We start from the raw sequence: 25,945 nt of genomic DNA on the forward strand, positions 1-25,945 counted from the left end.
AAAACGGGCCAGTTTCATACCGCTGCAGATACCGTCACGTTAAGCTGACCCGCCTGATAATCATCAATCATAAAAAAGGGCAAAGGAAGGGACCACTGTCCGTCATGGGCCGAAATAGAGTACCGGAACGTTCCCTCCTCTGAAATCAAATCCACGAATAGCCGCTCTCCATCGCGCAGTGCAACCGTACCGCCAATAGAAGAGATTGACGCATTGCTTCCAATATGAAATGGATGGTCTTGCCACCTGCTCACCCCATGCTCAGGATAATCCCTGGCATGATGAAACTGGAATATTTCATCATGATTAAGGATACTGGTGCGAACAGTTGGCCACAGAATATAACGCAGAAACTGCTGATCCGTATAGCGGGGGTTACCTTTATACGACCGGATAAACTGACGCATCAGCGGTTCCAGCGGAGGGAGCACGCCTGCCGTCCCTCCCCACATACCAGCCAGCAGTAATTCTGTATGTGTGAAATAGTCCCTCATATGGTGAAAATAGTATGGCGAATTCACCCATTCCTGTACAGCGACCGCCTCTTTCTCTGAAAAAAGCGAGTCCGCATCCCGCACCAGATACCGGGAAACGCCAGGGTCATCGCTCACAAGAAAACGCCACATCGTAGGCTCGATACCAGACACCCCACTCATATCAACCAACTCGACGTCTAACGCTTTGAGGCGCTCCAGCACATGACCGGGTACCGTGTCATCATGGTACACGCGACAGCGCCATGCCGGATAAAATTCGTCCATAAGCTGCGCATTTTTAATCATAGTTTCGCAATACCGAGGGCTTCCTCCATAAAGGCTGTACGCAATAATATTCCCCCTCCTGTTGGCAGCCTGAAACCGGGTTGGCGCTGATGCCGGCAGGGGCCAGACCTTTCTGTCGGCACATTGCCGATCGGCCAGACAAAGAGCGTAATTGCCATAAAATTTGAGTTCATCCTGTTTCCCAAGCCAGCCACAGACTTCCGCCAGCCCATCCAGCCAGTTTCCCGTATAGCGATGTCGCTCCTTATTCTGAAACATGTAGCTATAAACCTGCCACGACTTCAGATAATCCCCGGTTCGCATCAGCGTTAACGCATAATCCCCTAATACAGAAGGATTTCCCGGCGTCAGGGCCAGAACATCTTCGCAAAATTTTCTGGCGGCATGATAGTTGCCAGCAGCCATCGCCTGACGGAATTGGGAAGCCAGATGCATCAATTTCGCTTCGGGGTTCCGATGTTTTAACCGCACGCTGGGATTTTTTCTTCTGACCGGCATCCTAATGATCGCTCTTCTTTAATTAAATGCTCTAATTATACTGACAAGACAATAAACAGACAGCAGAATAAATATAAAAAGCATTTTCCATTTTCCAGATAACACTCAAACAGTGACTACCAGTCACAAAAAAACAAATTTCATTTTTAATAAAACAAAATCAAAGAAACTCACAAAATAAATGTCGCTTTTTGTTTATTTAGAAAAAATAAGAAAAACCACATAACACATTGATTAAAAATGACAAAATCCTTGAGCCATCAGAGAATAACTAACAATCAAAACAACAACATTAAATTCAGATATTTAATTCCACATCAATAGCGACTATGTTGTTCCGACATGGTAAATGGTGGGAGAGGCACGATCCAGAGCAATTTAAGGTACGAGTGTATCCTCATATATCAGGATCAATAAATACAAGGCTCCGTTCGGAATACGAAAAAAAATCAAACATGAATCAAATGACTGCAGGCATATGCAGAACCTGATGTAAAAAACAAAACAACTGATGAAATCAATACAAGGAGGCTCCTATATGAGTCGTTTCTCGTTGACAGCTAACGATGGCCAACAGCCATCTCAGACTTTTGATCTGCTGGCTTCTACCAGCGCAGATGAAGTTGTCACGCTCCCACTTATTCAGCAGGGTTACTATCTGCTGGATGATTCTTCCAATACTTCCGACCTGGATAATATTTTATTAAGTCGCCAGGGCGATTCTCTGTTAATCCACACAGAAGAATCCTCTCTGCCGGCCGCCATCATTCCTGGTTATTACACCAGCCCGGCCGTGCTTGCCGTTCCAGTAACGGAAACTAAGATTCAGGCCATTGATACTACCGAGGTACAGGATCAGGTGGTTTCCGTCTCTGCGCTATCCACCACCGTAGATAGCGACATCGTGTCGGCAGACGCCCTGCCGACACCGCCGTGGGATGGTACCAGCGGTATCCTGATCGATGGTATTACTGACGATCAAGGCCCTGCCACCGGGGATATCGCCAATCAGGGCGTGACCACGCCGATCGTTACCGACGATCTGACCCCAACGTTGAGCGGTACAGTGCCTCACGGCGCGGGTATGAAGCTGGTCATTTACGCGAATACTCAAATTATTGGTACCACGGTCGTTAATGAAGATGGCACCTGGAGCTTTACAACACCCACATTAGGCGAGATAGGTAAATCTTATACTTTTGAAGTGATTTTCGGGGATCCCGGCGGTTCGGGGGTTCTGGTTTCCATGCCGTTTACCATCAATGCCGTAGAGGATGGTACAACGCTCGCGGATTCAAATCCCCCCCAGGGTAAACTGAATATCGATGGTATCACCGACGATAACGGGCTTCACCAGGGTAATATCGCCAACGGCGGTGTCACTGACGATCTGACTCCGACTCTGCACGGCCATGAGCCGAACGCCGCCGGACTGACCTTACTGATTTTCGCAAACACCAAGCTGCTGGGTTCTGTCCTCGTTGATGAAAACGGCGACTGGTCGTATACACCTGATCTGGAGGATAATTCCCAATACACCTTCGAAGTGTTGATGAAGGATCCCGGGAGCGACACTTACATCACCTCCATGCCGTATACCGTTACCACGGGCTTTGACTATGCCGTGCCCGGGATTTCCTCAGTGAATGACAACGTGGGTAGCAAGGTGGGGGAACTCACCAGCGGTCAGCCGACAGACGATACCACCCCGACCATTACGGGTACGGCCGATCCTAATACCATCGTCAACATCTATGACGGCGACACCCTGCTGGGCAGCGCTCAGGTCGACGCCAACGGCGCCTGGAGCTTTACGCCGGAAACGGCGTTGAGCGGAGATGGCGACCATGTCATAACCACAACGTCAACTGACGGTACTTCAGAATCGGCACACTCGGATGACTTCATCGTCAATCTGGATACGGTCGCTGAAAAACCGGTTATTACCAATATTCAGGATGATGTCGGCCCAATTACTGGAAACGTTCTTGAGCATGGCAATATTACCGATGACAGCACGCTGACTATTTCCGGCACGTCCGAACCGGGGTCCACGCTGACGCTGTACTACAGCGATAGCAATAATGCGATTAACACTATCGCTCTTACCCCCAACAGCGATGGTACCTGGAGCATTCCGGTCACGTTACCCACCGAAGGTAACTACTCCTATTGGGTTGCTGCTACCGATCTGGCTGGTAATCAGTCTATCAGCGATATGGTCAAAATTGTCTATGACACTACGGCACCCGATACAGCCACGAATCAGGTATTAACCGATGACGTTGGCGATATCACCGGCCCCATCGTCAGCGGCGACGTCACCGACGATGCTAACCCAACCTATAGCGGCCAGGCCGAACCGAACGCCACGGTGGTCATTTATGACAACGGCGCAGCCATAGGTTCAGTCGTCGCAGACAGTAAAGGATCCTGGTCCTTCACGCCGACTGAAGCCCTGGCCGATGGCGAGCACAGCTTCTCTACTGTAGTCGTTGACGGTAATGGTAACCAGAGCTCAGCTTCCCCCTCTATCGACTTCACCGTCGATACCTCGGCCCCGGATGTCATCGATATCACGGCCCCGGATAACCTGCTGGTCACCGACGATGTGGGTACTATTACCGGCCCGATCGCCAACGGCGACGTCACCGATGATGCCAACCCGACCTTTTCCGGTAAAAATCAGGTGCCGGGCAACACCATTATTATTACGGACAACGGCACCGAACTGGGTTCCGCCCTGGTTGACGCTGAAGGAAACTGGTCCTTCACCCCTGTCACCCCCATGGATGAGGGTGACCATCAGATCGAATTGATTGCCAAAGATCCTGCCGGTAACCACAGCGATCCGTCCGCATCGTTTGATTTCTCCATCGATACCACAGCCCCGGATGTCATTGATATCACGGCCCCGGATAACCTGCTGGTCACCGATGATGTGGGTACCATCACCGGTCCGCTCGCCAGCGGCGACGTCACCGATGATGCCAACCCGACCTTCTCCGGTAAAAATCAGGAGCCGGGCAACACCATTATCATCACAGATAACGGTACCGAGCTGGGCTCCGCCCTGGTTGACGAGAATGGAAACTGGAGCTTCACGCCGGAGACTCCCATGGACGATGGCGACCATCAGATCAAGCTGATTGCCGAAGATCCTGCCGGGAACCGCAGCGAGCCGTCCGCGTCGTTCGAGGTCACTGTCGACACCACGGCGCCGGACGCCGTCACCAGCCCGGTACTGACCGATGACGTGGGCGACATCACCGGCCCCATCACCAACGGCGACGTCACCGATGATACCCAGCCGACCTTCAGCGGTCAGGCCGAGCCGGGCGCCACGGTGATCGTCTCTGATAACGGGACCGTGCTCGGCTCCGTGACAGTTGACGCGGTAGGAAACTGGTCCTTCACCCCGTCTGAAGCCCTGGCGGAAGGCGATCACAGCTTCTCCGCCGTGGTTCAGGATGCCGCCGGCAACCAGAGCACGGCTTCCGATCCCATCAACTTCGTGGTTAACACGGCGACGCCGGAAGCCATCACCGACCCGGTACTGACCGATGATGCGGGCACCATTACCGGCCCCATCACCAGTGGCGACGTCACCGACGATACTACCCCAACCTTCAGCGGCAAGGCTGAACCTGGCACCACGGTAATCGTCTCGGATAACGGTGACGTGATCGGCTCTGCGGCAGTTGACCCGGATGGAAACTGGTCCTTTACACCGGATACTCCCCTGGAGGAAGGCGATCACAGCCTGACCGCCGTGGTGGAAAATACCGCCGGCAACCAGAGCCCGCCTTCCGATCCCATCAACATCACCGTTGACACGACGGCACCGGACGCCGTCACCAGCCCGGTACTGACCGATGACGTGGGCGATATCACCGGCCCCATCGCCAGCGGCGACGTCACCGATGATACCCAGCCGACCTTCAGCGGCAAGGCCGAGCCAAACGCTACGGTGATCGTCTCTGACAGCGGGACCGTGCTCGGCTCCGTGGCGGTTGATGCTGACGGAAACTGGTCCTTTACCCCGTCTGAAGCCCTGGCGGAAGGCGATCACAGCTTCTCCGCCGTAGTGGAAGATGCCGCCGGCAACCAGAGCGTGGCCTCCGACCCCATCGACTTCACCATCGACACCACAGCCCCGGATGTCATTGATATCACGGCTCCGGATAACCTGCTGGTCACCGATGATGTGGGTACCATCACCGGTCCGCTTGCCAGTGGCGACGTCACCGATGATGCCAACCCGACCTTCTCCGGTAAAAATCAGGAGCCGGGCAACACCGTTATCATCACGGACAACGGCACCGAACTGGGCTCTGCCCTGGTTGACGAGAATGGAAACTGGTCCTTCACTCCAGAGACGCCCCTGGCCGATGGCGACCACCAGATTGCACTGATTGCCGAAGATCCTGCCGGGAACCGCAGCGAGCCGTCCGCGTCGTTCGAGGTCGTTGTCGACACCACGGCGCCGGACACCGTCACCAGCCCGGTACTGACTGATGATGCGGGCACCATTACCGGCCCGATCGCCAGCGGCGATGTTACCGACGATACCACTCCGACCTTAAGTGGCAAAGCCGAGCCGGGCGCCACGGTGATCGTTTCGGATAACGGTAACGTCATTGGCTCCGCGGCAGTTGACCCGGATGGAAACTGGTCCTTCACGCCGGATACCCCGCTGGAGGAAGGCGATCACAGCCTGACCGCCGTGGTGGAAGATGCTGCAGGCAACCAGAGTCCGCCTTCCGATCCCATCAACATCACCGTCGACACGACGGCGCCGGACGCCGTCACCAGCCCGGTACTGACCGATGACGTGGGCGACATCACCGGCCCCATCACCAGCGGCGATGTCACCGACGACACCACCCCGACCTTCAGCGGCAAGGCCGAGCCAAACGCTACGGTGATCGTCTCTGACAACGGGACCGTGCTCGGCTCCGCGGCGGTTGATCCGGATGGAAACTGGTCCTTCACCCCGTCTGAAGCCCTGGCGGAAGGCGATCACAGCTTCTCCGCTGTGGTGGAAGATGCCGCCGGCAACCAGAGCGTGGCCTCCGACCCCATCGACTTCACCATCGACACCACGGCGCCGGATGCCATTGATATCACCGCCCCGGATAACCTGCTGGTCACCGATGATGTGGGTACCATCACCGGTCCGCTCGCCAGCGGCGACGTCACCGATGATGCCACCCCGACCTTCTCCGGTAAAAATCAGGAGCCGGGCAACACCGTTATAATCACGGACAACGGCACCGAGGTGGGCTCTGCCCTGGTTGACGAAAATGGCGACTGGACCTTCACGCCGGAAACTCCCCTGGCCGATGGTGATCATCAGATCGCACTGATTGCCGAAGATCCTGCCGGGAACCGCAGCGAGCCGTCCGCACCGTTCGAGGTCACTGTCGACACCACGGCGCCGGATGCCATCACCCACCCGGTACTGACCGATGACGTGGGCGACATCACCGGCCCCATCGCCAACGGCGACGTCACCGATGATACCCAGCCGACCTTCAGCGGTCAGGCCGAACCGGACGCCACGGTGATCGTCTCTGACAACGGGACCGTGATCGGCTCCGTGGCGGTTGACCCGGATGGAAACTGGTCCTTCACGCCGTCTGAAGCCCTGGCGGAAGGCGATCACAGCTTCTCCGCCGTGGTGGAAGATACCGCCGGCAACCAGAGTGAAGCCTCTGACCCCATCAACTTCACGATCAACTCCACTGCTGTCACCATCTCCATTGACAGTGTGGTGGACGATGTGGAGCCGGGCACGGGTAATATCGATAACGCCGGTATCACCAACGACAATCAGCCGACTATTAATGGTTCAGCAACTGCCAGCTGTGTTGTCACCGTTTACGACAAAGGTGTACTGCTTGGTTCGACGCTCTCTGATGCCAGCGGCGCCTGGAAATTTACGCCGGCTAACGCCCTGGCGGATGGTGAGCATGACTTCACCGCAACGGTCACAACTCCGGCAACGGGTGAAAGCGCGCCAACTGAGGCCTGGGCGATTAATATCGATACCGTCGCACCGTCTGTCATCACCAGCCCGACGCTGACTGATGACGTGGGCGATATCACCGGCCCCATCACCAACGGTGGTCTCACGGATGACAATCAGCCAACTTACAGCGGTAAGGCTGAGCCTGGCGCTACGGTAATTGTCTCCGATGATGGTACAGTCATTGGCTCCACGGTGGTTAACGCGGACGGTACCTGGTCCTTTACCCCGCCGGAGGCCCTGGCAGACGGTGAGCACAGCTTTACTGCCGTAGTGGAAGATGCCGCTGGCAACCAAAGCCCGGATTCTGAAGCTATCAACTTCACCGTTGACGCCACTCCGCCAGAATCGGCAAGTAATGTCGTCATTGTCGACAACTCTGGCGATCAAACCGGTAATGTCGTACCTGACGGCGCGACAGATGACACCCAGCCGACGATCGAAGGCAATGCAGAGCCGGGTTCAACCGTGATTATCAACGATAATGGTGAACCTATCGGTTCAGTCGCGGTAAACCCCGACGGTTCCTGGAGCTTTACGCCGGATACTCCGCTGAGTGATGGCGAACACGCCATTGACACCGTCGTGGTGGATCCCGCCGGCAATAAGAGCGAGCCCAGCGATACGATCTCCTTCGCTGTCGTTGCGACCGGTAGCGACAATTTCGATGCGGATGCAAAGCATATTCTGGGCCTGAACGAAGAGTATACTCTGGATTCCGGGTTAACCTTCACCAACGTGACCAGCGGTCGTGAAGACGGAATTAACTTCAACGAAATTACGGATAAAGGGGTATGGTTCTTTGCACCTGATTCCTTCGGTACCCAGGTTCTAACGCTGCTTGCCCAATCCGTTACCCAGGTCAGCTTTGGTGGCGAAACCAACTCTGTGAGCTTCGATGTTGCGGCCGTATCGGCTGCGGGCGGTTCCGTCCACTACTTCGATGCGGACGGTAAGGAGCTGTTCAGCCAGGATATCCCGACCTCTCCGGATACTCAGGTGACTAACATCAGTTGGGAAGCCCCAGAGGGTGAGCTTATCTCGTACATCACGATCAATGTTGGCTCGGAAGCAGGCGATGCGCTAATTCGTGTGGACAACTTTACGTGGGGCAGCGAACAACTGACGACGCCATCGGCAGCCACGCTGATGGCCGCCGTCGAAGATTCTCAGTCAGATGCTCTACAGCTGGTTAACGCTACCGTGGATGCGCACAGCAATGCCAGTCAGGGACACCTGTCCCTGTCTCTGGACGAGGTGCTCAGCCATAGCGAACAGAATCTGTTTGTCAACGACGGTAAATCACAATTCGCCATTACCGGCGAAAGCGGTGACCAGATTGAGCTGACCGGCATATCGGAAAGCAGTCTGACACAGCACAGCGACATTACCAGCGGTGGCGTAACTTATGATGTGTACACCGTTTCCGGCAGCAATACTGAATTGCTGGTACAGCACGGGCTGGAGCTTCACCCCACTGCATAACCGTTATATGACGTAATAAACCTCCCATGCCGGTCATTCATTGACCGGCATTTTTATTGTCATCCCTAAACCACCTCCTATGGAGGTGGTGATCGTATCTGTGGGGCTTTGCCCGTAGAATGCTCATGCTAAATACTGCCCCGGTTTGTTACCAGCAAATCAAGGGAGTAAGTAGCATGAGCAGATATGAATCCGCTTCACACGTATTCTATCGTTGTCAGTATCACCTCGTATGGACGCCAAAGTACAGATACAGAATCCTGAAGGGGAATCTGGGTAAAGAGCTTTACCGTAGCATCTATATCTACTGCAACATGAAAAAGTGTACGGTGGTGGAATTAAATGTGCAGACAGACCATGTTCATCTGGTGGTAAGAACGCCGCCGAGTCTGAGCGTATCGGAACTGATGGGTTTCGTGAAGGGGAGAACAGCGATAAGGCTGTTCGCGAAGTATCTGTATCTGAGGAAGAAAAAGTTATGGGTGTAGTGGTCAACAAAAACTGGCCACGGCTTTAGAGTTTTTCCAGAACAATCGTTCTGATTCATTCGGCGTCAGACCACCGTTATATTGATGAGGTCTGAGCTGGCTGTAATATCCCGTGATGTAGTTCGTTATCGCTGTGCTGGCTTCGCTAAAATTAGCGTATCCATTATCCGGTACCCACTCTGTTTTCAGGCTTCTAAAAAAGCGTTCCATCGGGCTGTTATCCCAGCAATTCCCCCGACGACTCAGGCTTTTCTTTATCTGATATCTCCACAGTAACTGTCTGAAACTCCTGCTGGTATAGTGGCTACCTTGATCCGAGTGATACAGCAAATTAGCGGGCTTTCCCCGCGCTTCCCAGGCCATGGACAGCGCTTTTGCTGTCAGTGCAGAGTCCGGGAAAAATGACATCGCCCAGCCAACCGGTTTCCGGGAAAACAGATCAAGCACAACGGCTAAATAAGCCTGGCGTTTACCTGCCCATATATAAGTCACATCGCCGCACCAGACCTGATTAGGCTCTGTTACTGCAAACTGGCGTTCCAGATGATTGGGGATCTCTACGTGCTCCTTAGATGCCTTATTATATCGATGACCGGGCTGCTGACAGCTGATGAGATTAAGTTCTTTCATTAGCTTTGTTGCCCGCCAGCGGCTCAGTTTTACGCCTTTGTTTGTGACCATCGTGACAATATTACGTGCACCTACGGAGCCATTACTCTCGCGATAGCTTTCACGAACAAGACTGAGTAACGCCACCCGTGTGGCATCAGGCCTCTTTGGCTGTCGCCAGTATTTATAGCTGCTGCGATGAACCCCAAACACATTGCACACAACGGCAACAGGAAACCGCGCCCTGAGTTTCTCAATTAATGAGAACTGTTCAGGGAGTCTGACATCAAGAGCGCGGTAGCCTTTTTTAATATATCCCGCTCCATTTCAACACGTGAAGTCTTTTCTTCAGTTCGCGTATTTCAATCTGCCCGGGTGTCATTGGTGAAGCCACGGGGGATTTTCCCGCTCGCTCTTCTTTCAACTGGCGGACCCACTTATCCATAGTGGATTTACCGACATTCATTGCCGTGGCAGCAGCAGCGGCAACGGTGTAATGTTGATCGAGTACCAGCTGGGCCGCTTCGAGGCGAAACTCGGGGCTAAAATTGCGTCTGCTACGTCCGGTCATAATGTCACCTGTTTTTGGCTATGAGGCGATGATATCACCTCTGTTCAGATGGCCAAATTAACTATGCCACTACAGGGGGAACCATTTCTGGCAGAGGGGATATTTTGTGGACTCAGTGGGCGCGAACGAAGAGATAATCCGCAGGTACGTCAGGTACGTCAGGTACCAGGATAAAGTGGCGAAAGAAGAAATGGAACGTCAGATGCAGCTGGGCCTGGAAGAGTAGTGTTTAAGCCCCCTTTTAGGGGGCCGTGGCAAAGCCACCTGCTATGCAGGTGGATTTTTACTGATAGCTAAAAACTCCATCCCGCCAAAACAGGATCCCATCACAGAATGTGACTGATATTATTTACTCCACGTGGCCATTCCTTGAATTTCATTCGCAGTCTACTCTACCCTCTATTATCCTTATCCATGCTCACTCTTTAAACGACCAAATACCAAGGGGCCACTAATGGATATACTCAACAACAATAACCTAAACCGCTTTCATAAACTTTTCCCAGAATTAACTCCATGGCAATTGGAAATCATCATTCTCTATTCATCAGGATTAACTCAAAAAGAAATTTCTGAAATAAAGAAAATAAGCAGACAGGCCGTATCCAAGGCATTGAATAGCTGTAAAAATATATATCATCTTGGCAACCTGGAAAGCATTCGCTGTGTATTCCTGGCAAGGCTATTTTCTTCATTTTCAATATAAACACTATATCACTCCCCGAATCAATTTCGGGGAAAATTATTTAAACTCATCATCCATGATGGATTGATTTATATCAAATCATGGTTGACGACATTACTTTAAGTATTTTTATTTCCTTTTTATTTCATAAGGTTATTTTTTTTATGTTAAACTTGAATTCAACTTACACACCAGGATACCATATGAGCGAATCGTTAAACCATCCGGAGAATATTCCCCTTTACTCATATTTAAGAATCATATAAAACATGAATGTATCACTAACAAAACTCACTGTAGATAGATAATGAAAAGGAGACCGCTGGCATGAATATATATTCAGGAAGTTATATTGATGTTTTATCCATATCTCAATCTACCGAACTGGTAGGTATCCTGGCGAACAAATCACAGACCATCCATGCCGACACCCCGGAAACCCTTTACTATAAACTACGACACCTGAACAACCTGCTGAATCATACCCACCCGACGGGAAATAATCATACCGTAAGCGACATTCTGGATATCGCTATTGATATTGAAAGCAATATTTTTGAAACTCTGGGAGTTATCGAGGAGATCGACTATACCCTCCGAATAATCATTGACGAACTTCATATTTTTACCTCTACACTTTATAGAAGCTGCAATCCCTGATTCATATGGCAATTCATAATTACAAACAGAGTACGATCGGTCACCGGCACGACTTCAGGAAATAACCATTAGACATTGTCTATTGATTACTTCCTGATGTCGAATCAGATATACCTGAAAACATATCAACACCCGACAAATAACATCCATTCTCCTTATAAGATTATTACTAGAATCACAGGGGCCTCCGGAAATAATCCTGATCTCATTCACAAAGACTCTTTATTATAATTAATCCCGCAATAGACCTCGCGATCCTGTCCTGATTGATTATCGGGGGTATTTTCATCGACTATTTCCCGCCCGTTAACCAACAACGGGCGCTGACAGGGAGTGTTTTTATGACAACGCGCTTATTATCAAAACCGTTACTGGCTATTGCCACCGGTTCGATTATGGTCACCTCTTCCGGCTGGGCGGCCAGTTATGTGGCCAGTGACAAACAGGTTCACGACCTGAGCGATGCCAGCTATTCAAGTACCGCAACCGGCTCCAATAACTCCGCAATATGGGTTAACAGCGACACCACCGTTAACGGCCAGCGCCTGACCCTAAGTTCAAACCTTTACAACGCCGCAGCGGCCCACAGCACCTATGGCGGCACCCTGAACCTGAAACAGAGCCAGCTCACCACCAGCGGCACCATGGTCTATGGCGCCTGGGCACGTTATCAGACGCTAAACGGCGTGGCGTCGCTGGTCACGCTTGATGCCAGCACGGTCTCTACAGAGGGAGAGAGCGGACACGGCCTGGCGGCAGAGCTCGGCGGTCGTATCGTGGTACAGAACGACAGTACCATCACCACCCATGGTTATGGCGCCGCCGGGATTTTCTCAACAGGAACCTACAGAGGCAGCGCCTCCAGCGTGGAATTTAATGGCAGCAACATTGTCACCCATGGAGAACTGGGCTACGGCGTCTTCGCCTATAACCAGGGAGTGGTCGCTATCAACAACAGTACTATTGCCACCGATGGCAATACCGGTGTAGGGCTGGTTTCGGATAACGGAACCCTGACTGTCACCGACACCGCCGTCAATACCAGCGGTTATTACGGCGTGGGAGCAACGGTGCGCTCCGGCGGTACGCTGTCGTTACAGAATGCAGGCATTACGACCACCGGGGAGCAGGCGCACGGCCTGCTGATTCGCGCCGGAACCTTCTCCATGCGTGACAGCACGGTGGATGTGAGCGGCCCCGGCGCCAGCGCCCTGGCCGTGGGTAGCGAAGCGGATCATCCTATTGAGATTACTGCCAGTCAGTTACGCGCCAGTCATGGCGATGCGATTGCTTTAGCCGGCACCAGCACCACCGTGAATCTGAGCGAAGGCAGTATGGTGAATGGCAACATCAGCGCAAGCGCGGATACAACGGCAGGCACCACCAGTAACGCGCAGATTCTGGCCGATGCCTCCACACTGATGGGAGATATCACCGTGGACAACGGCAGCGCGCTGGATATGACGCTCAGTAACGGCGCAACGCTCACCGGTCGTACACAAAATCTGAGCCTTCTGGATCTGGACGCAACCAGCCGTTGGTCCCTGACTGGCGACAGCGATGTTACTACCCTGACCAATAACGGTACCGTCGTTATCAGCAGTGCAGCCGACGGTGTCTGGACGCCCACCACGCTGACCGTCACCGACCTTACCGGCAATGGCGCCTTCGCTATGCAGACCGATATTGCCGGGCTGCGCAGCGATCGGCTGGTCGTCACCGGCAGCAGTGCCGGTAGCCACAGCCTGAGCGTGCAGAACAATGGCGCAGCCACCACTAACGGCAGCGAAGTACTGACGCTGGTAAAAACTGCCGATGGCGCAGCGGGTTTTAGCCTGAATCATAATGTTGAACTGGGGGGCTACGAGTACCGCCTGCGCCAGAATGCTACCAACTGGGAGCTGTACAGCGAAACAGTCCCGGAGCCGGAGCCGGAACCTGAGCCAGAACCTCAGCCAGAACCTCAGCCGGAACCTCAGCCGGAACCCCAGCCGGAACCCCAGCCGGAACCCCAGCCGGAACCCCAGCCGGAACCCCAGCCGGAACCTCAACCTGAACCCACACCTGAACCCACACCGGAACCGGAACCACAACCCATACCGACGCCACAACCGTCACCAGGGCAGATCACTACGACCGCCAACGCCGCAGCGGGGATACTCACCAGTACCTATCTGCTTAATCTGGCGGAAAACGAAACGCTGATGCAGCGCATGGGAGAGGTTCGCCAGAGCCAGCAGCTCGGCAATATGTGGATCCGCGGTATCGGCGGGCGCTTCGACAGCTTCAGTAACGGAAAACTCAGCAGTTTCACCATGGACTACAGCGGCTGGCAAATTGGCGCCGACCGCCAGATTCCGGTCAGCCAGGGTAACGCCCGACTTGGCGTGATGATGGGCTATACCCGGGGCACCCAGAGCCTGCGCGGCGGCGACGGTACCGTCACCAGTAGTAGCCTTGGCGGCTACCTGACCTGGCTCTCCGACGACGGCTGGTACATCGACACCATAGCCAAAGCTTCGCGTATGAAGAATAGCTTTAGCGTGCAGGACAGCGCAGGCGATAACGTCAGCGGTATGGCCGGCAGTTGGGGCTATAACCTCTCTGTTGAATCCGGCAAACGCTTCTGGTTCAGCGAGGCCCGTGAAGGTTTCTGGCTGGAGCCCCAGGGTCAGTTAAGCTGGGACTACCAGTTAGTCAGATCCGCTCATGCCAGTAACGGCTTGAAGGTGGGGTTCGACAACTTACAGTCGCTGATTGGTCGCGCCGAAATCCTGGCCGGTTATACCCTGACTCAGGGGAGTGTCCCGACGGAAATCTACCTGAAAACGGGCTACCTGCGGGAATTCAAAGGGGATATCGGTTACCGCCTGAACGGTTCGCCCGAATCCGAGAGCCTGAGCAGCAATACCTGGAATAGCGGGCTGGGGGTAAACGCAACCCTTGCTGACGATCACCATATCTGGCTGGAGTTCGATGCCAGTACCGGTAATCGTTACGACCACCGGAAGGTGAACGCGGGCTACCGCTTTACCTTCTGATGGCCGACGGCATGGCGCACCTTATGCTGCGCCATGCCGTTCCTGCAACGCCTGGGCACAAGCCCAGGCTGAGCTCCAGGCCCACTGGAAGTTATATCCCCCCAGCCAGCCAGTGACATCCACCACCTCACCGATGAAATAGAGTCCGGGAACCTCCCGTGCTTCCATAGTGCGTGACGAAAGCGCATGGGTGTCCACGCCTCCCAGGGTCACTTCGGCGGTGCGGTAACCTTCGGTGCCGTTCGGCTGCACCCGCCAGTTGGTCAGCAAATCCACCAGCGCCTCCTGCTGGCGCACGTTCAGCTGTCTGAGCGTAACATCCGGTATCTGACCTTCGCTTTGCAGAATCTCCACCAGCCGCTTCGGCAACTGTTGTGCCAGCGCGTTCTTCAGACTCTGATCCGGCTGGGCAGACCGCCGTTCATCCAGGAAAGCCGCCAGATCGGCGTCCGGCACCAGATTCACCGTCACCCACTCCCCCGGTTGCCAGTAGCTGGAGATTTGCAGAACAGCCGGGCCAGACAGTCCGCGATGGGTAAACAGCAGATTTTCCCGGAAGCTGACGCCGTTTTCTGCGCTGATAACCGCCGCCACCGACACCCCGGACAGGGTCTGAAACTGCGCCAGTTGCGGCTTGTGCAGAGTAAAGGGCACCAGTCCGGCGCGGGTAGGCAGTACCGGTAAACCAAACTGCCGCGCCACTTTGTAACCGAAGGGCGAAGCGCCAAGACCCGGCATGGAAAGACCGCCGCTGGCGACCACCAGCGCGGATGTCCGGACTTCGTCGCCATTCAGGGAAAGCGTATAGCCGTCGTCATCACGCACGATATTCAGAATTTCGCTACGCAGCCGCAGCGTTACCTGACCTTTTTCACACTCCGCCATCAGCATATCGACGATCTGCTGAGCAGACTCATCGCAGAACAGCTGACCCAGGGTCTTTTCATGCCAGGCAATGCCGTAGCGTCCCACCAGGTCAATAAAATCCCACTGGGTATAACGGGCCAGCGCGGACTTACAGAAATGAGGGTTCGCACTTAAATAAGCGCCTGGCTCGGCGTAGAGGTTGGTAAAGTTGCAGCGCCCGCCGCCGGACATCAGGATCTTGCGTCCGGGCTTTTTACCGTTGTCGACAAGCAGCACCTTCAGCCCGGCCTGGCCCGCCTGCGCTGCGCAAAAAAGACCCGCTGCGCCTGCACCTATCACGATGACATCAAACTTTTTCACGCCGTTTCCCCGCGTCTTTGAGGTGGCGAATTGTAAAGATTCCTCGCTGGTCACACCAGACAAAGAAAGAATATTAAAAGTAACCTAATGAAAATAAACAACTAATTTCTTGAGACTCTCCAGAAAGAATCAGGTTATGTCAAAAAAAGTCTATATTTCACTTGGCCCGCGCTGCAATTGTCCTGGATAATGCGCCGCGTTCATGTCCACAAAATGGCGTAACGTCTATGCTACATCTGTTTGCCGGGCTGGATCTTCATACCGGCCTTTTATTGTTACTTGCTCTGGGATTTGTACTGTTTTATGAAGCTATCAATGGCTTCCACGACACCGCAAACGCAGTAGCAACGGTGATTTACACCCGAGCGATGAAATCGCAGATTGCGGTTGCCATGGCGGCGGTGTTTAACTTCCTTGGCGTTCTGCTTGGCGGCCTGAGCGTAGCCTATGCCATTGTGCATATGCTGCCGACCGATCTGCTGCTTAACGTCAGTTCCGCACACGGTCTTGCCATGGTTTTCTCCATGCTGCTGGCCGCTATTATCTGGAACCTCGGCACCTGGTATTTTGGGCTGCCAGCCTCCAGCTCCCACACCCTTATCGGCGCTATTATCGGTATCGGCCTCACTAACGCACTGATGACCGGCACCTCCGTCGTCGATGCGCTGAATATCCCCAAGGTTATCGGCATCTTCATGTCCCTGATCATCTCTCCGGTGGTGGGTCTGGTGATTGCCGGTGGTCTGATCTTCCTGCTGCGTCGTTACTGGAGCGGCACCAAGAAACGGCGTCGTATTCACCTGACGCCCGCTGAACGCGAAAAGAAAGACGGCAAGAAAAAACCGCCGTTCTGGACCCGTATCGCGCTCATCATTTCCGCTATCGGCGTAAGCTTTTCGCACGGCGCGAACGATGGTCAGAAAGGCATTGGTCTGATTATGCTGGTTCTGATTGGCGTGGCGCCTGCCGGGTTCGTGGTCAATATGAATGCCAGCGGCTACGATATTGCGCGTACCCGTGACGCTATCAACCACGTAGAGCAGTACTTCCAGCAGCATGGCGATGCGCTTAAGCACGTTATCGACATGTCGCCGGTCATTCCTACGCCTGAAGAGGTGGAAGGCAAGCCGCACGAGTTCCACTGTGACGCCGGGCGCGCCGTACTGGCGCTGGACCGCGCTAAGCAGATGCTCAACGGTCTGGAAAGCTACGATCAACTTTCCGTCGAAGACCGTGGCGATCTGCGCCGCCTGCTGCTCTGCGTTGCCGACACCGCCGATAAAGCGGCTGCGCTGCCGGAAACCAAAGCGGAAGATAAGCGTTACCTGAAAGACCTGAAAAAAGACCTGCTGTTTACCATCGAGTACGCCCCTATCTGGATCATTATGGCCGTCGCGCTGGCGCTGGGCATTGGGACCATGATCGGCTGGCGTCGCGTTGCGACCACCATCGGCGAAAAGATTGGTAAGAAAGGCATGACCTACGCGCAGGGGATGTCCGCCCAGATGACAGCAGCCGTTTCCATCGGGGTCGCCAGCTACACCGGGATGCCGGTATCCACCACCCACGTGCTCTCCTCCTCTGTGGCGGGGACCATGGTCGTGGACGGCGGCGGTCTGCAGCGCAAAACCGTTACCAATATCCTGATGGCCTGGGTCTTCACCCTGCCGGCGGCGATTGGACTTTCCAGCGGTCTTTACTGGATTTCGCTGCACTTTATTTAAGCGTGCAGACGTCACCCATAAATCAGGCGGGCCAGCAATGGCCCGTTTTTTTTGTCTCAGTGCCAAATCATTAGCCCAACCAGGCTAATAACAACCAGACCGCACAGCGAACTGGTCAGAATAAACTGACGACGTACCCGCTCACAGCGGCGGATAAACTCCTCATCGTGATGATCGCGATAGCGCTGCGCATAGATATAACGCACCAGACGCATTTGCTTACTGGGCTGCCCGTGAGACGTGAAAAAGCCGCTGCCATCGACATACTGATACAGCAGGGGATCACAACTACGAAGCACCACCAGAAGTGCGCGCAATGATGAGAAGTAGCGCGCCATGTTCACCACACAAACCACACACAAGGCCCAAAACAGCGCGACGGTGCTGATCATACCACCTCCCCGACGTACTGCCCACGAAGCCGCGCTCCGGGGCTTCCGCTTCCCAATAACCCAGACTACGGTGATGACAAGAGACACAACAAACCCGATCGGAGTCACAAATATCTATCCAAACGGTTTAATTATTATTGTAGGAGATCCATTAATTTTTTTGCCACATAGTTAATCCCCATCACGGTATTTCTGCGCACTTTTTCTTGAAATAAGAACAGCTAAGGTAATGACGTTGACGCTTTGCCCCGGCTCGCAGTAAGGTACTGATAGCATCTATAATGAGTGCATATAGTTCCCGCACATGTGGAACGCAGGAGGCGGGAGCGAGGATAGCCATCAATCACGGCGCGCTATCCGCTCCATCTGGTCATCGACATCTTATGGAAGGAGTAACACCATGGCTTACAAACACATTCTGATCGCGGTAGACCTCTCCCCCGAGAGTAAAGTACTGGTAGAAAAAGCGGTTTCAATGGCGAAACCCTACGACGCGAAAGTTTCCCTGATTCATGTCGATGTGAATTACTCCGATCTCTACACCGGATTGATCGATGTGAACCTGGGCGATATGCAGAAGCGTATCTCAGAAGAAACTCATAACGCTTTATCTGAACTGTCCAACAACGCCGGTTACCCAATTACCGAAACCCTGAGCGGTAGTGGCGATCTGGGCCAGGTACTGGTCGATGCCATTAAGCAATACGATATGGACCTGGTGGTCTGCGGTCATCATCAGGACTTCTGGAGTAAGCTGATGTCCTCTGCCCGCCAGTTGATTAATACCGTCCACGTCGACATGCTCATTGTGCCGCTGCGCGACGACGACGAAGAATAACCAGCCAGAATGAGCGGGGCCTCTGGGGCCCCGCTCATTTTTAACGCTCGCGCTCAAGACGCCCCGCAGTCAGACTTCCGGGCTGGCTACGTAGCGTATATCCCAGCACCTGAACTCCCACGCCCAACGCAATGCCGCTCAGCACCCCCAACGAGATAATGCCTCCCAGCGTCGCCAGGAACGAAGCAAAATCAAATACGCCCTGTCGCCACTGCTGTTTCAGCACTCCGGGCGCCGCCAGTTTGCAACCACTGGCGATCAAAATTGACGCCAGCACTGGCATAGGAATCAGGCTAATCAGCCCGCTAAGCCAGAACAGCGCTACCATCAGCAGTAAACAGTGAACAATGGCTGACAGACGGGTGCGAGCACCGGCGTTAACGTTAACCGAGCTTCGTACAATCACCGACGTGACCGGCAGGCCTCCGCACAAGCCACTGAGGATATTGCCCGCCCCCTGAGCATAAAGCTCGCGATCGGAGGATGGCGGCGGCGTCTGAGTTTTAAGCTTCTTCAGCGCCTCCTGACTTAGCAACGTCACCAGACTCGCCACCAGCGCAATATTCACCGCCGTTAACCAGACCTGTGGATTGGTCAACGCGCCATGCCAGTCGGGATGTGACAGCACGTTACTCCAGGCTCCTGGACTCGAGAGCTCAGGCAACGTCACCGTTTTTACGCCGTCGCCAAGCGTCGTCCAGGCCTTCATCAACGCCAGTCCCAATGCGCCAGCCAGTACGGCTATCAACGCCGCCGGTACCATTGAGAGAATGCGCTGGCGTTTAATCATGGGCAACTCCCAGCCAAACAAGATAATCAGCGCCAGGGTCGCCAGCAGCAGCGAGCCGGGCGACAGGCTAAAAGTTGTGGTATTTAGCGCCATCGCAACCGGAATCTGTTGAGTAATCAGCATAATGCCAATCGCCATTAGCATCCCGGCGATCACCGGGGCTGGCGTCAGCGTGATCCAGCGCCCGGCTTTAAGCCAGCCCATCAACAGTTGCATTACACCGGCCAGCACGATGGCGGTCAGCAGCAACGGCCAGGAGCCAAGGCTTGCGGAAGCGCCCAGAATAATGGTCACCATACTGGCTTCCGGGCCGCTCACTGCATAACGCGACGGACTCAGCAGCGTCACCAGCAGCCCTCCGGTAATACCCGTCACGACCCCAACTACCGGCGGCAACCCACATGCCTGGGCGATCCCCAGATTCATCGGCAGCGCCACCAGAAATACGATAATCCCGGCCAGGATATCACTACGGATTGTCGTTCCGTTCATCAGGCCGCCCTCCCTATGAAGTGCAGCATAGTGCCGGTGTTGAGTAACGAAAAAATCAGGACAACAAGCGATTTGACTGGATTCACGATAAGGCTCCCCTGTCAGTGAACGTGTATCCGTCAATCTGGGAGAATTTTCTTAATGAAATCTTAAATAAAATTTATCATTCAAACGCTACCGCAAATGAAAAATCTTCATGCCTTTAAACAAAATGATTCAAAAACAAATGAATAACCGAAAGCAACAAGGAGAAAAATAACGGCGGGATGATTATATAAGTTAATCTTATTTAAGATTACCCGCCCCTGAGTGAGGCGGGTAGCGTCTGTTACTCGGGCGTACCGGGGTAGATATCGAAACGGTGACTTTTGGTGGTGACCGCCGACTGCGTCGCTTTACCGGCCAGCGGCGGCGCGTAGTCCGGGCGCTTGACCACCACCCGCTTCGTCGCCAGACGCAGCGCGGGCGACAGCAGTCCATCGGCATCTTCGTCGGCCCCCACCAGCGCCTGAAATACCCGCATCTCTTTCTTCACCAGCGCACTCTTCTGGCGATGGGGAAACATGGGATCCAGATAAACTACCTGCGGCCGCGGCCGTAAATCATCCAGCGCCGTCAGGCTGGTGGCGTGAATCAGCGTCAACCGCTCGCGCAGCCAGCCGCCGATTTCGGGATCGGCGTAGCCGCGGCGCAGGCCATCTTCCAGCAGCGCCGCCACCACGGGATGACGTTCCAGCATCCGTACCCGACAGCCCACGGCCGCCAGTACAAAAGCATCGCGTCCCAGCCCGGCGGTGGCGTCCACCACATCCGGCAGATAGTCCCCTTTCACGCCTACGGCTTTGGCGACCGCCTCACCGCGCCCGCCACCAAAGCGTCTGCGGTGCCCCATGGCACCGGAGACAAAATCGACAAAGATACCGCCAAGCTTTGGCTCGTCGCGCTTGCGTAGCTCCAGATGATGCGGCGTAAGCACCAGCGCCAGCGGGCTGTCAGCGTCGTGTTCCAGCCCCTGGCGCTGGGCCTGAATGGACAGGGCGCCGTCACCGGCGCCCGACTCATCGAGTAAACAGATTTTCACGAAGCGATTAGCCCTTGATGCCGTAGTGTTCCAGCATGGCATCCAGCTTCGGCTCGCGGCCGCGGAAGCGTTTGAACAGTTCCATCGGCTCTTCAGAGCCGCCACGGCTCAGGATGTTATCCAGGAAGGAAAGACCAGTTTCGCGATTGAAGATACCCTCCTCTTCGAAGCGAGAGTATGCATCTGCCGCCAGTACGTCGGCCCACAGGTAGCTGTAGTAACCCGCCGCATAACCACCGGCAAAGATATGGCTGAAAGCGTGCGGGAAACGGCCCCACTCGGGACCAGGCACCACGGCCACCTGCTTTTTAATCTCGCGCAGAGTTTCCAGCACCTTCGCGCCCTGCTCGGGGTTAAACTCCGCATGCAGACGGAAGTCGAACAGGCCGAACTCCAGCTGACGCAGAATAAACATCGCCGCGTTGTAGTTCTTCGCCGCCAGCATTTTGTCCAGCAGCGCCTGAGGCAGCGGCTCGCCGGTCTCATAATGGCCGGAGATAAACGCCAGCGCTTCCGGTTCCCAGCACCAGTTTTCCATAAACTGGCTCGGCAGCTCGACCGCATCCCACGGCACCCCGCTGATGCCGGTCACACCCGCCGCTTCAATGCGGGTCAGCATATGGTGCAGGCCGTGACCAAATTCGTGGAACAGGGTGGTCACTTCATCGTGGGTGAATAGCGCCGGTTTACCGTTAACCGGGCGATTAAAGTTACAGGTCAGATAAGCCACCGGCTTTTGCAGGCTGCCGTCGGCCATACGCATCTGCCCTACGCAGTCGTCCATCCAGGCGCCGCCGCGCTTGTGTTCGCGGGCGTAGAGATCCAGATAGAAGCTGCCGCGCAGCGCGTTACTGTCATCATACAGTTCGAAGAAACGTACATCCGGATGCCAGACATCCACATCCTTACGCTCCTTCGCCGTAATGCCGTAAATACGGTTAACCACCTCGAACAGGCCGTTGATCACACGCTGCTCAGGGAAGTAAGGGCGCAGTTGTTCGTCGCTGATGCTGTAAAGATGCTGCTTCTGCTTTTCGCTGTAGTAAGTGATATCCCAGGGCTGAAGTTCGTCCACCCCGTGCTCCTGCTTCGCAAAAGCGCGAAGCTGGGCCAGCTCTTCTTCACCCTGGGGACGAGCGCGCTTCGCAAGGTCAGTCAGGAACTCCAGCACCTGAGCGGTGTTTTCCGCCATTTTTGTGGCCAGAGATTTCTCGGCGTAGCTGCCAAAGCCCAGCAGTTGCGCCAGTTCATGACGCAGCGCCAGGATCTCATTCATGACAGGCGTGTTATCCCATTTACCGGCGTTCGGTCCCTGATCGGAAGCACGGGTGCTGTAAGCGCGGTACATCTCTTCACGCAGGGCCTGGTTATCGCAATAGGTCATTACCGGGAGATAGCTCGGAATATCCAGGGTCAGCAGCCAGCCTTCCTGCTCTTTGGCCTCGGCCTGAGCGCGGGCGGCGGCCATGGCGCTTTCCGGCATACCGGCCAGCTCAGCTTCGTCGGTAATCAGTTTGGTCCAGCCCATGGTAGCGTCCAGCACGTTATTGCTGTAGGCGGAGCCCAGTTCCGACAGGCGGGCGGCGATTTCGCCATAGCGCTGTTGTTTCTCTTTTTCCAGACCGATGCCAGACAGTTCGAAGTCGCGCAGCGCATTATCCACCGCCTTCTTCTGAGCCACATCCAGCTGCGGGTAATTTTCACCATCGCGCAGGTTGCGATATGCCTGATACAGCCCCTCATGCTGACCAACCCAGGTGCTGTATTCGGACAGCAGCGGCAAAGTCTGTTCGTAGGCAGCACGCAGCTCGGGGCTGTTTTTAACCGAGTTCAGGTGGCTTATCGGCGAGAAGATCCGCCCCAGACGATCGTCCACTTCCGCCAGCGGCTGACAGAGGTTATCCCAGCTATACGGCCCCCCCTGCGCCACCACGCTTTCCACTTTCTCCTTACAGGCCTTCAGCGCCTCGCTGACGGCGGGCACCACATGTTCGGGCTGGATACTGGAAAACGGCGGCAGGGCAAACGGGGTCAATAATGGATTTGTCATAAGCTCGGTCCTGAATTGTTGTTCGTTAAACGCATCTCACGGCGCAATACGATTAAGCATGGGGGTGAAGCAGCGGAATTTCAATGCCATCCCGGAAGCCGCCGCTTTACGATATACTGGCGGGATTAGCCATTTACCCCTCAGGAATCATCAGGCAATGCTCAGTTATCGCCACAGCTTTCACGCCGGCAACCATGCCGACGTTTTAAAACACACCGTCCAGAGCCTGATTATCGAGGCGCTAAAAGAGAAAGAGAAACCCTTTCTTTACCTGGACACCCACGCTGGCGCCGGGCGTTATCAGCTTTCTGGCGAACATGCCGAGCGTACCGGAGAATACCTGGAAGGAATCGCCCGCCTCTGGCAGTGCGACGACATTCCCGAAACGCTGACCCCATACCTGGACGCGGTAAAAGCCTTTAACCCCGGCGGCCAGTTGCGCTACTACCCCGGCTCGCCGCTGATCGCCCGCCATCTGCTGCGCCCTCAGGACAAACTGCAACTGACCGAACTGCACCCCAGCGACTACCCGCTGCTGCGCGGCGAATTCAGCAAAGATAAGCGCGCCATGGTCAGCCGCGGCGACGGCTACCAGCAGCTCAAAGCCAAACTGCCGCCAGTTTCCCGACGCGGGCTGATTCTTATCGACCCGCCCTATGAAATTAAGACCGACTACCAGGCGGTGGTCCAGGGCATTAGCGATGGCTATAAACGTTTTGCCACCGGCGTTTACGCGCTCTGGTATCCGGTGGTGCTGCGCCAGCAGATAAAACGCATGATTCACGAGCTGGAGGAGACCGGCATCCGCCGCATTCTGCAGATCGAACTGGCGGTCCGCCCGGACAGCGACCAGCGCGGGATGAGCGCATCGGGGATGATTGTGATTAATCCGCCCTGGAAGCTGGAGCAGCAGATGGCAGAGCTACTGCCCTGGCTCCACGCCAGACTGGTTCCCGAAGGCATCGGACACACCAGGCTGGAATGGATTGTGCCGGAATAACGGCCAATCACAGCAATAGCTGTATGCGATCTCACATCGCTCGCTACAATTTAACCTCCAGATTCACACAAGGTAACGGCCATGACTAAACATTACGACTATATCGCCATCGGTGGCGGCAGCGGCGGCATCGCTTCCATCAACCGCGCCGCCATGTACGGTAAAAAATGCGCGCTGATCGAAGCAAAGGAACTGGGTGGCACCTGTGTGAACGTAGGCTGCGTACCGAAGAAAGTGATGTGGCATGCGGCGCAGATCGCCGAAGCGATTCGCCTGTACGGCCCGGACTACGGCTTTGACGCCACCCTGAATAAACTGGACTGGCAGAAGCTGGTCGCCAGCCGTAGCGCCTATATCGACCGCATCCACACTTCCTACGACAACGTGTTGGGCAAGAATAAGGTGGATGTGATCCACGGTTTCGCCCGCTTTGTTGATGCCCACACCGTCATCGTTAATGACGAAACCATCAGCGCAGACCATATTCTGATTGCCACCGGCGGTCGCCCGAGCCATCCGGCCATTCCGGGGGCCGAATACGGCATCGATTCCGACGGCTTCTTTGAACTGTCTGAGCTTCCACAGCGCGTTGCGGTGGTCGGCGCGGGCTATATCGCCGTAGAGCTGGCTGGCGTGATTAACGGACTGGGGGCGGAAACCCACCTGTTGGTGCGTAAGCATGCGCCGCTGCGCAGCTTCGATCCGCTACTGGTGGAAACCCTGGTGGAAGTGATGGAGGCCGAAGGACCCAACCTGCACACCCACGCGGTGCCGAAATCGGTAGAGAAAAACGGCGACGGCAGTCTGACCCTGACGCTGGAAGATGGGCGTACTCTCACCGTCGATACCCTGATCTGGGCCATCGGTCGCGAACCTGCCAACGACAACATTAACCTGGCGGTAACCGGTGTGAAAACTGACGAAAAAGGCTACATCGTCGTCGATAAATACCAGAATACCAATGTTGATGGCATTTACGCCGTGGGCGACAACACCGGCCATATCGAACTGACGCCGGTCGCCGTCGCCGCCGGGCGTCGCCTGTCTGAACGGCTGTTTAACAATAAGCCGGAAGAGCACCTGGACTACAGCAATGTACCCACCGTGGTCTTCAGCCATCCGCCAATCGGCACCGTTGGGCTGACTGAACCCCAGACCCGCGAACAGTATGGCGACGACGCGGTGAAGGTCTATAAATCCTCGTTCACCGCCATGTATACCGCGGTCACCAGTCACCGCCAGCCGTGCCGTATGAAGCTGGTCTGCGTGGGGCCGGAAGAGAGGATTGTCGGCATTCACGGTATCGGCTTCGGTATGGACGAAATGCTGCAGGGCTTCGCCGTCGCGCTGAAGATGGGCGCCACCAAGCAGGACTTCGACAACACCGTCGCCATTCATCCCACTGCGGCGGAAGAGTTTGTGACCATGCGCTAACGCGCCTGCACCGCTATCAACAACGCGCACCTTCGGGGGCGCGTTTTTTTATTCAGGAAACCTCCCC

The 25,945-nt window shown here is 54.9% G+C and carries 15 protein-coding genes and 2 pseudogenes; 10 read left to right on the plus strand and 7 right to left on the minus strand.

The window, feature by feature from the left end:
* Positions 1-14 precede the first annotated feature (14 nt).
* Positions 15-1,280: a tetratricopeptide repeat protein gene (locus FEM41_RS04130; RefSeq protein ID WP_138094723.1), complete on the minus strand. Its 1,266-nt coding sequence runs from the start codon at positions 1,278-1,280 to the stop codon at positions 15-17.
* Between the two features lie 538 nt (positions 1,281-1,818).
* On the opposite strand from FEM41_RS04130, the gene FEM41_RS04135 reads away from it, so the two are divergent.
* Together FEM41_RS04135 and tnpA are read left to right on the plus strand one after the other, a co-directional pair.
* Positions 1,819-8,796, plus strand: a complete 6,978-nt coding sequence (locus tag FEM41_RS04135; protein ID WP_168198759.1) for an Ig-like domain-containing protein — start codon at positions 1,819-1,821, stop codon at positions 8,794-8,796.
* 176 nt (positions 8,797-8,972) lie between these two features.
* Positions 8,973-9,278 (plus strand): annotated as a pseudogene (tnpA, locus tag FEM41_RS04140) (IS200/IS605 family transposase); the annotation flags it as partial.
* Positions 9,279-9,287: 9 nt separating this feature from the next.
* Here the strand turns inward: tnpA and FEM41_RS04145 are convergent.
* Positions 9,288-10,464 (minus strand): IS3 family transposase gene (locus FEM41_RS04145; RefSeq protein ID WP_421804939.1). Its coding sequence is split into 2 segments (ribosomal slippage): positions 9,288-10,209 and positions 10,208-10,464, totalling 1,179 coding nucleotides; the frame shifts between segments, so codons are not numbered across the junction.
* 76 nt (positions 10,465-10,540) lie between these two features.
* Between FEM41_RS04145 and FEM41_RS04150 the strand changes: the two are divergent.
* The 4 genes and pseudogenes from FEM41_RS04150 to FEM41_RS04165 all read left to right on the plus strand — a co-directional run.
* Positions 10,541-10,690 (plus strand): annotated as a pseudogene (locus FEM41_RS04150) (transposase); the annotation flags it as partial.
* 228 nt (positions 10,691-10,918) lie between these two features.
* On the plus strand, positions 10,919-11,170 hold the full coding sequence (locus FEM41_RS04155; RefSeq protein WP_138094729.1) for a MarR family transcriptional regulator: 252 nt from the start codon (positions 10,919-10,921) through the stop codon (positions 11,168-11,170).
* 306 nt (positions 11,171-11,476) lie between these two features.
* On the plus strand, positions 11,477-11,809 hold the full coding sequence (locus FEM41_RS04160) for a hypothetical protein (RefSeq protein ID WP_138094731.1): 333 nt from the start codon (positions 11,477-11,479) through the stop codon (positions 11,807-11,809).
* A gap of 341 nt (positions 11,810-12,150) precedes the next feature.
* On the plus strand, positions 12,151-14,850 hold the full coding sequence (locus tag FEM41_RS04165; RefSeq protein WP_138094733.1) for an autotransporter outer membrane beta-barrel domain-containing protein: 2,700 nt from the start codon (positions 12,151-12,153) through the stop codon (positions 14,848-14,850).
* A gap of 21 nt (positions 14,851-14,871) precedes the next feature.
* On the opposite strand, the gene FEM41_RS04170 is transcribed toward FEM41_RS04165, so the two are convergent.
* Complete coding sequence (locus FEM41_RS04170) at positions 14,872-16,077, minus strand: BaiN/RdsA family NAD(P)/FAD-dependent oxidoreductase (RefSeq protein WP_138094735.1); 1,206 nt, start codon at positions 16,075-16,077, stop codon at positions 14,872-14,874.
* Between the two features lie 227 nt (positions 16,078-16,304).
* Here FEM41_RS04170 and pitA point away from each other — a divergent pair, with 227 nt between their 5' ends.
* Positions 16,305-17,801, plus strand: a complete 1,497-nt coding sequence (pitA, locus tag FEM41_RS04175) for an inorganic phosphate transporter PitA (protein ID WP_138094737.1) — start codon at positions 16,305-16,307, stop codon at positions 17,799-17,801.
* Between the two features lie 56 nt (positions 17,802-17,857).
* Here the strand turns inward: pitA and uspB are convergent, their stop codons facing one another.
* Positions 17,858-18,193 (minus strand): universal stress protein UspB, encoded by a 336-nt coding sequence (gene uspB, locus FEM41_RS04180; protein WP_138094739.1) that lies wholly within the window; start codon positions 18,191-18,193, stop codon positions 17,858-17,860.
* A 400-nt stretch (positions 18,194-18,593) separates the two neighbouring features.
* On the opposite strand from uspB, the gene uspA reads away from it, so the two are divergent.
* Positions 18,594-19,031: a universal stress protein UspA gene (uspA, locus tag FEM41_RS04185; protein WP_138094741.1), complete on the plus strand. Its 438-nt coding sequence runs from the start codon at positions 18,594-18,596 to the stop codon at positions 19,029-19,031.
* 40 nt (positions 19,032-19,071) lie between these two features.
* On the opposite strand, the gene FEM41_RS04190 is transcribed toward uspA, so the two are convergent.
* The 3 genes from FEM41_RS04190 to prlC all read right to left on the minus strand — a co-directional run bounded on the left by FEM41_RS04190 (position 19,072) and on the right by prlC (position 23,444).
* Positions 19,072-20,313, minus strand: coding sequence for a SulP family inorganic anion transporter (locus tag FEM41_RS04190; protein ID WP_138094744.1), 1,242 nt, complete (start codon positions 20,311-20,313; stop codon positions 19,072-19,074).
* A 328-nt stretch (positions 20,314-20,641) separates the two neighbouring features.
* Entirely contained in the window at positions 20,642-21,394 is a 753-nt protein-coding gene (gene rsmJ / locus FEM41_RS04195; protein ID WP_168198760.1) for a 16S rRNA (guanine(1516)-N(2))-methyltransferase RsmJ, read from the minus strand.
* A 7-nt stretch (positions 21,395-21,401) separates the two neighbouring features.
* The gene (gene prlC, locus FEM41_RS04200) at positions 21,402-23,444 is read right to left on the minus strand and encodes an oligopeptidase A (protein WP_138094748.1); all 2,043 of its coding nucleotides are present in this window, start codon (positions 23,442-23,444) and stop codon (positions 21,402-21,404) included.
* A 157-nt stretch (positions 23,445-23,601) separates the two neighbouring features.
* Here prlC and FEM41_RS04205 point away from each other — a divergent pair, with 157 nt between their 5' ends.
* Positions 23,602-24,444, plus strand: a complete 843-nt coding sequence (locus tag FEM41_RS04205) for a 23S rRNA (adenine(2030)-N(6))-methyltransferase RlmJ (protein ID WP_138094751.1) — start codon at positions 23,602-23,604, stop codon at positions 24,442-24,444.
* 81 nt (positions 24,445-24,525) lie between these two features.
* Positions 24,526-25,878 carry a glutathione-disulfide reductase gene (gene gorA / locus FEM41_RS04210; RefSeq protein WP_138094753.1) on the plus strand — a complete coding sequence of 451 codons (1,353 nt, stop codon included), beginning with the start codon at positions 24,526-24,528 and terminating at the stop codon, positions 25,876-25,878.
* Positions 25,879-25,945 lie beyond the last annotated feature (67 nt).

The organism is Jejubacter calystegiae (assembly GCF_005671395.1).
Taxonomy (GTDB): domain Bacteria; phylum Pseudomonadota; class Gammaproteobacteria; order Enterobacterales; family Enterobacteriaceae; genus Jejubacter; species Jejubacter calystegiae.

Coding starts and splice junctions, on each gene's coding strand:
- FEM41_RS04130 (WP_138094723.1), bottom strand. CDS start 1,280: ATGCCGGTCAGAAGAAAAAATCCCAGCGTGCGGTTAAAACATCGGAAC.
- FEM41_RS04135 (WP_168198759.1), top strand. CDS start 1,819: ATGAGTCGTTTCTCGTTGACAGCTAACGATGGCCAACAGCCATCTCAG.
- FEM41_RS04155 (WP_138094729.1), top strand. CDS start 10,919: ATGGATATACTCAACAACAATAACCTAAACCGCTTTCATAAACTTTTC.
- FEM41_RS04160 (WP_138094731.1), top strand. CDS start 11,477: ATGAATATATATTCAGGAAGTTATATTGATGTTTTATCCATATCTCAA.
- FEM41_RS04165 (WP_138094733.1), top strand. CDS start 12,151: ATGACAACGCGCTTATTATCAAAACCGTTACTGGCTATTGCCACCGGT.
- pitA (WP_138094737.1), top strand. CDS start 16,305: ATGCTACATCTGTTTGCCGGGCTGGATCTTCATACCGGCCTTTTATTG.
- uspB (WP_138094739.1), bottom strand. CDS start 18,193: ATGATCAGCACCGTCGCGCTGTTTTGGGCCTTGTGTGTGGTTTGTGTG.
- uspA (WP_138094741.1), top strand. CDS start 18,594: ATGGCTTACAAACACATTCTGATCGCGGTAGACCTCTCCCCCGAGAGT.
- FEM41_RS04190 (WP_138094744.1), bottom strand. CDS start 20,313: ATGAACGGAACGACAATCCGTAGTGATATCCTGGCCGGGATTATCGTA.
- prlC (WP_138094748.1), bottom strand. CDS start 23,444: ATGACAAATCCATTATTGACCCCGTTTGCCCTGCCGCCGTTTTCCAGT.
- FEM41_RS04205 (WP_138094751.1), top strand. CDS start 23,602: ATGCTCAGTTATCGCCACAGCTTTCACGCCGGCAACCATGCCGACGTT.
- gorA (WP_138094753.1), top strand. CDS start 24,526: ATGACTAAACATTACGACTATATCGCCATCGGTGGCGGCAGCGGCGGC.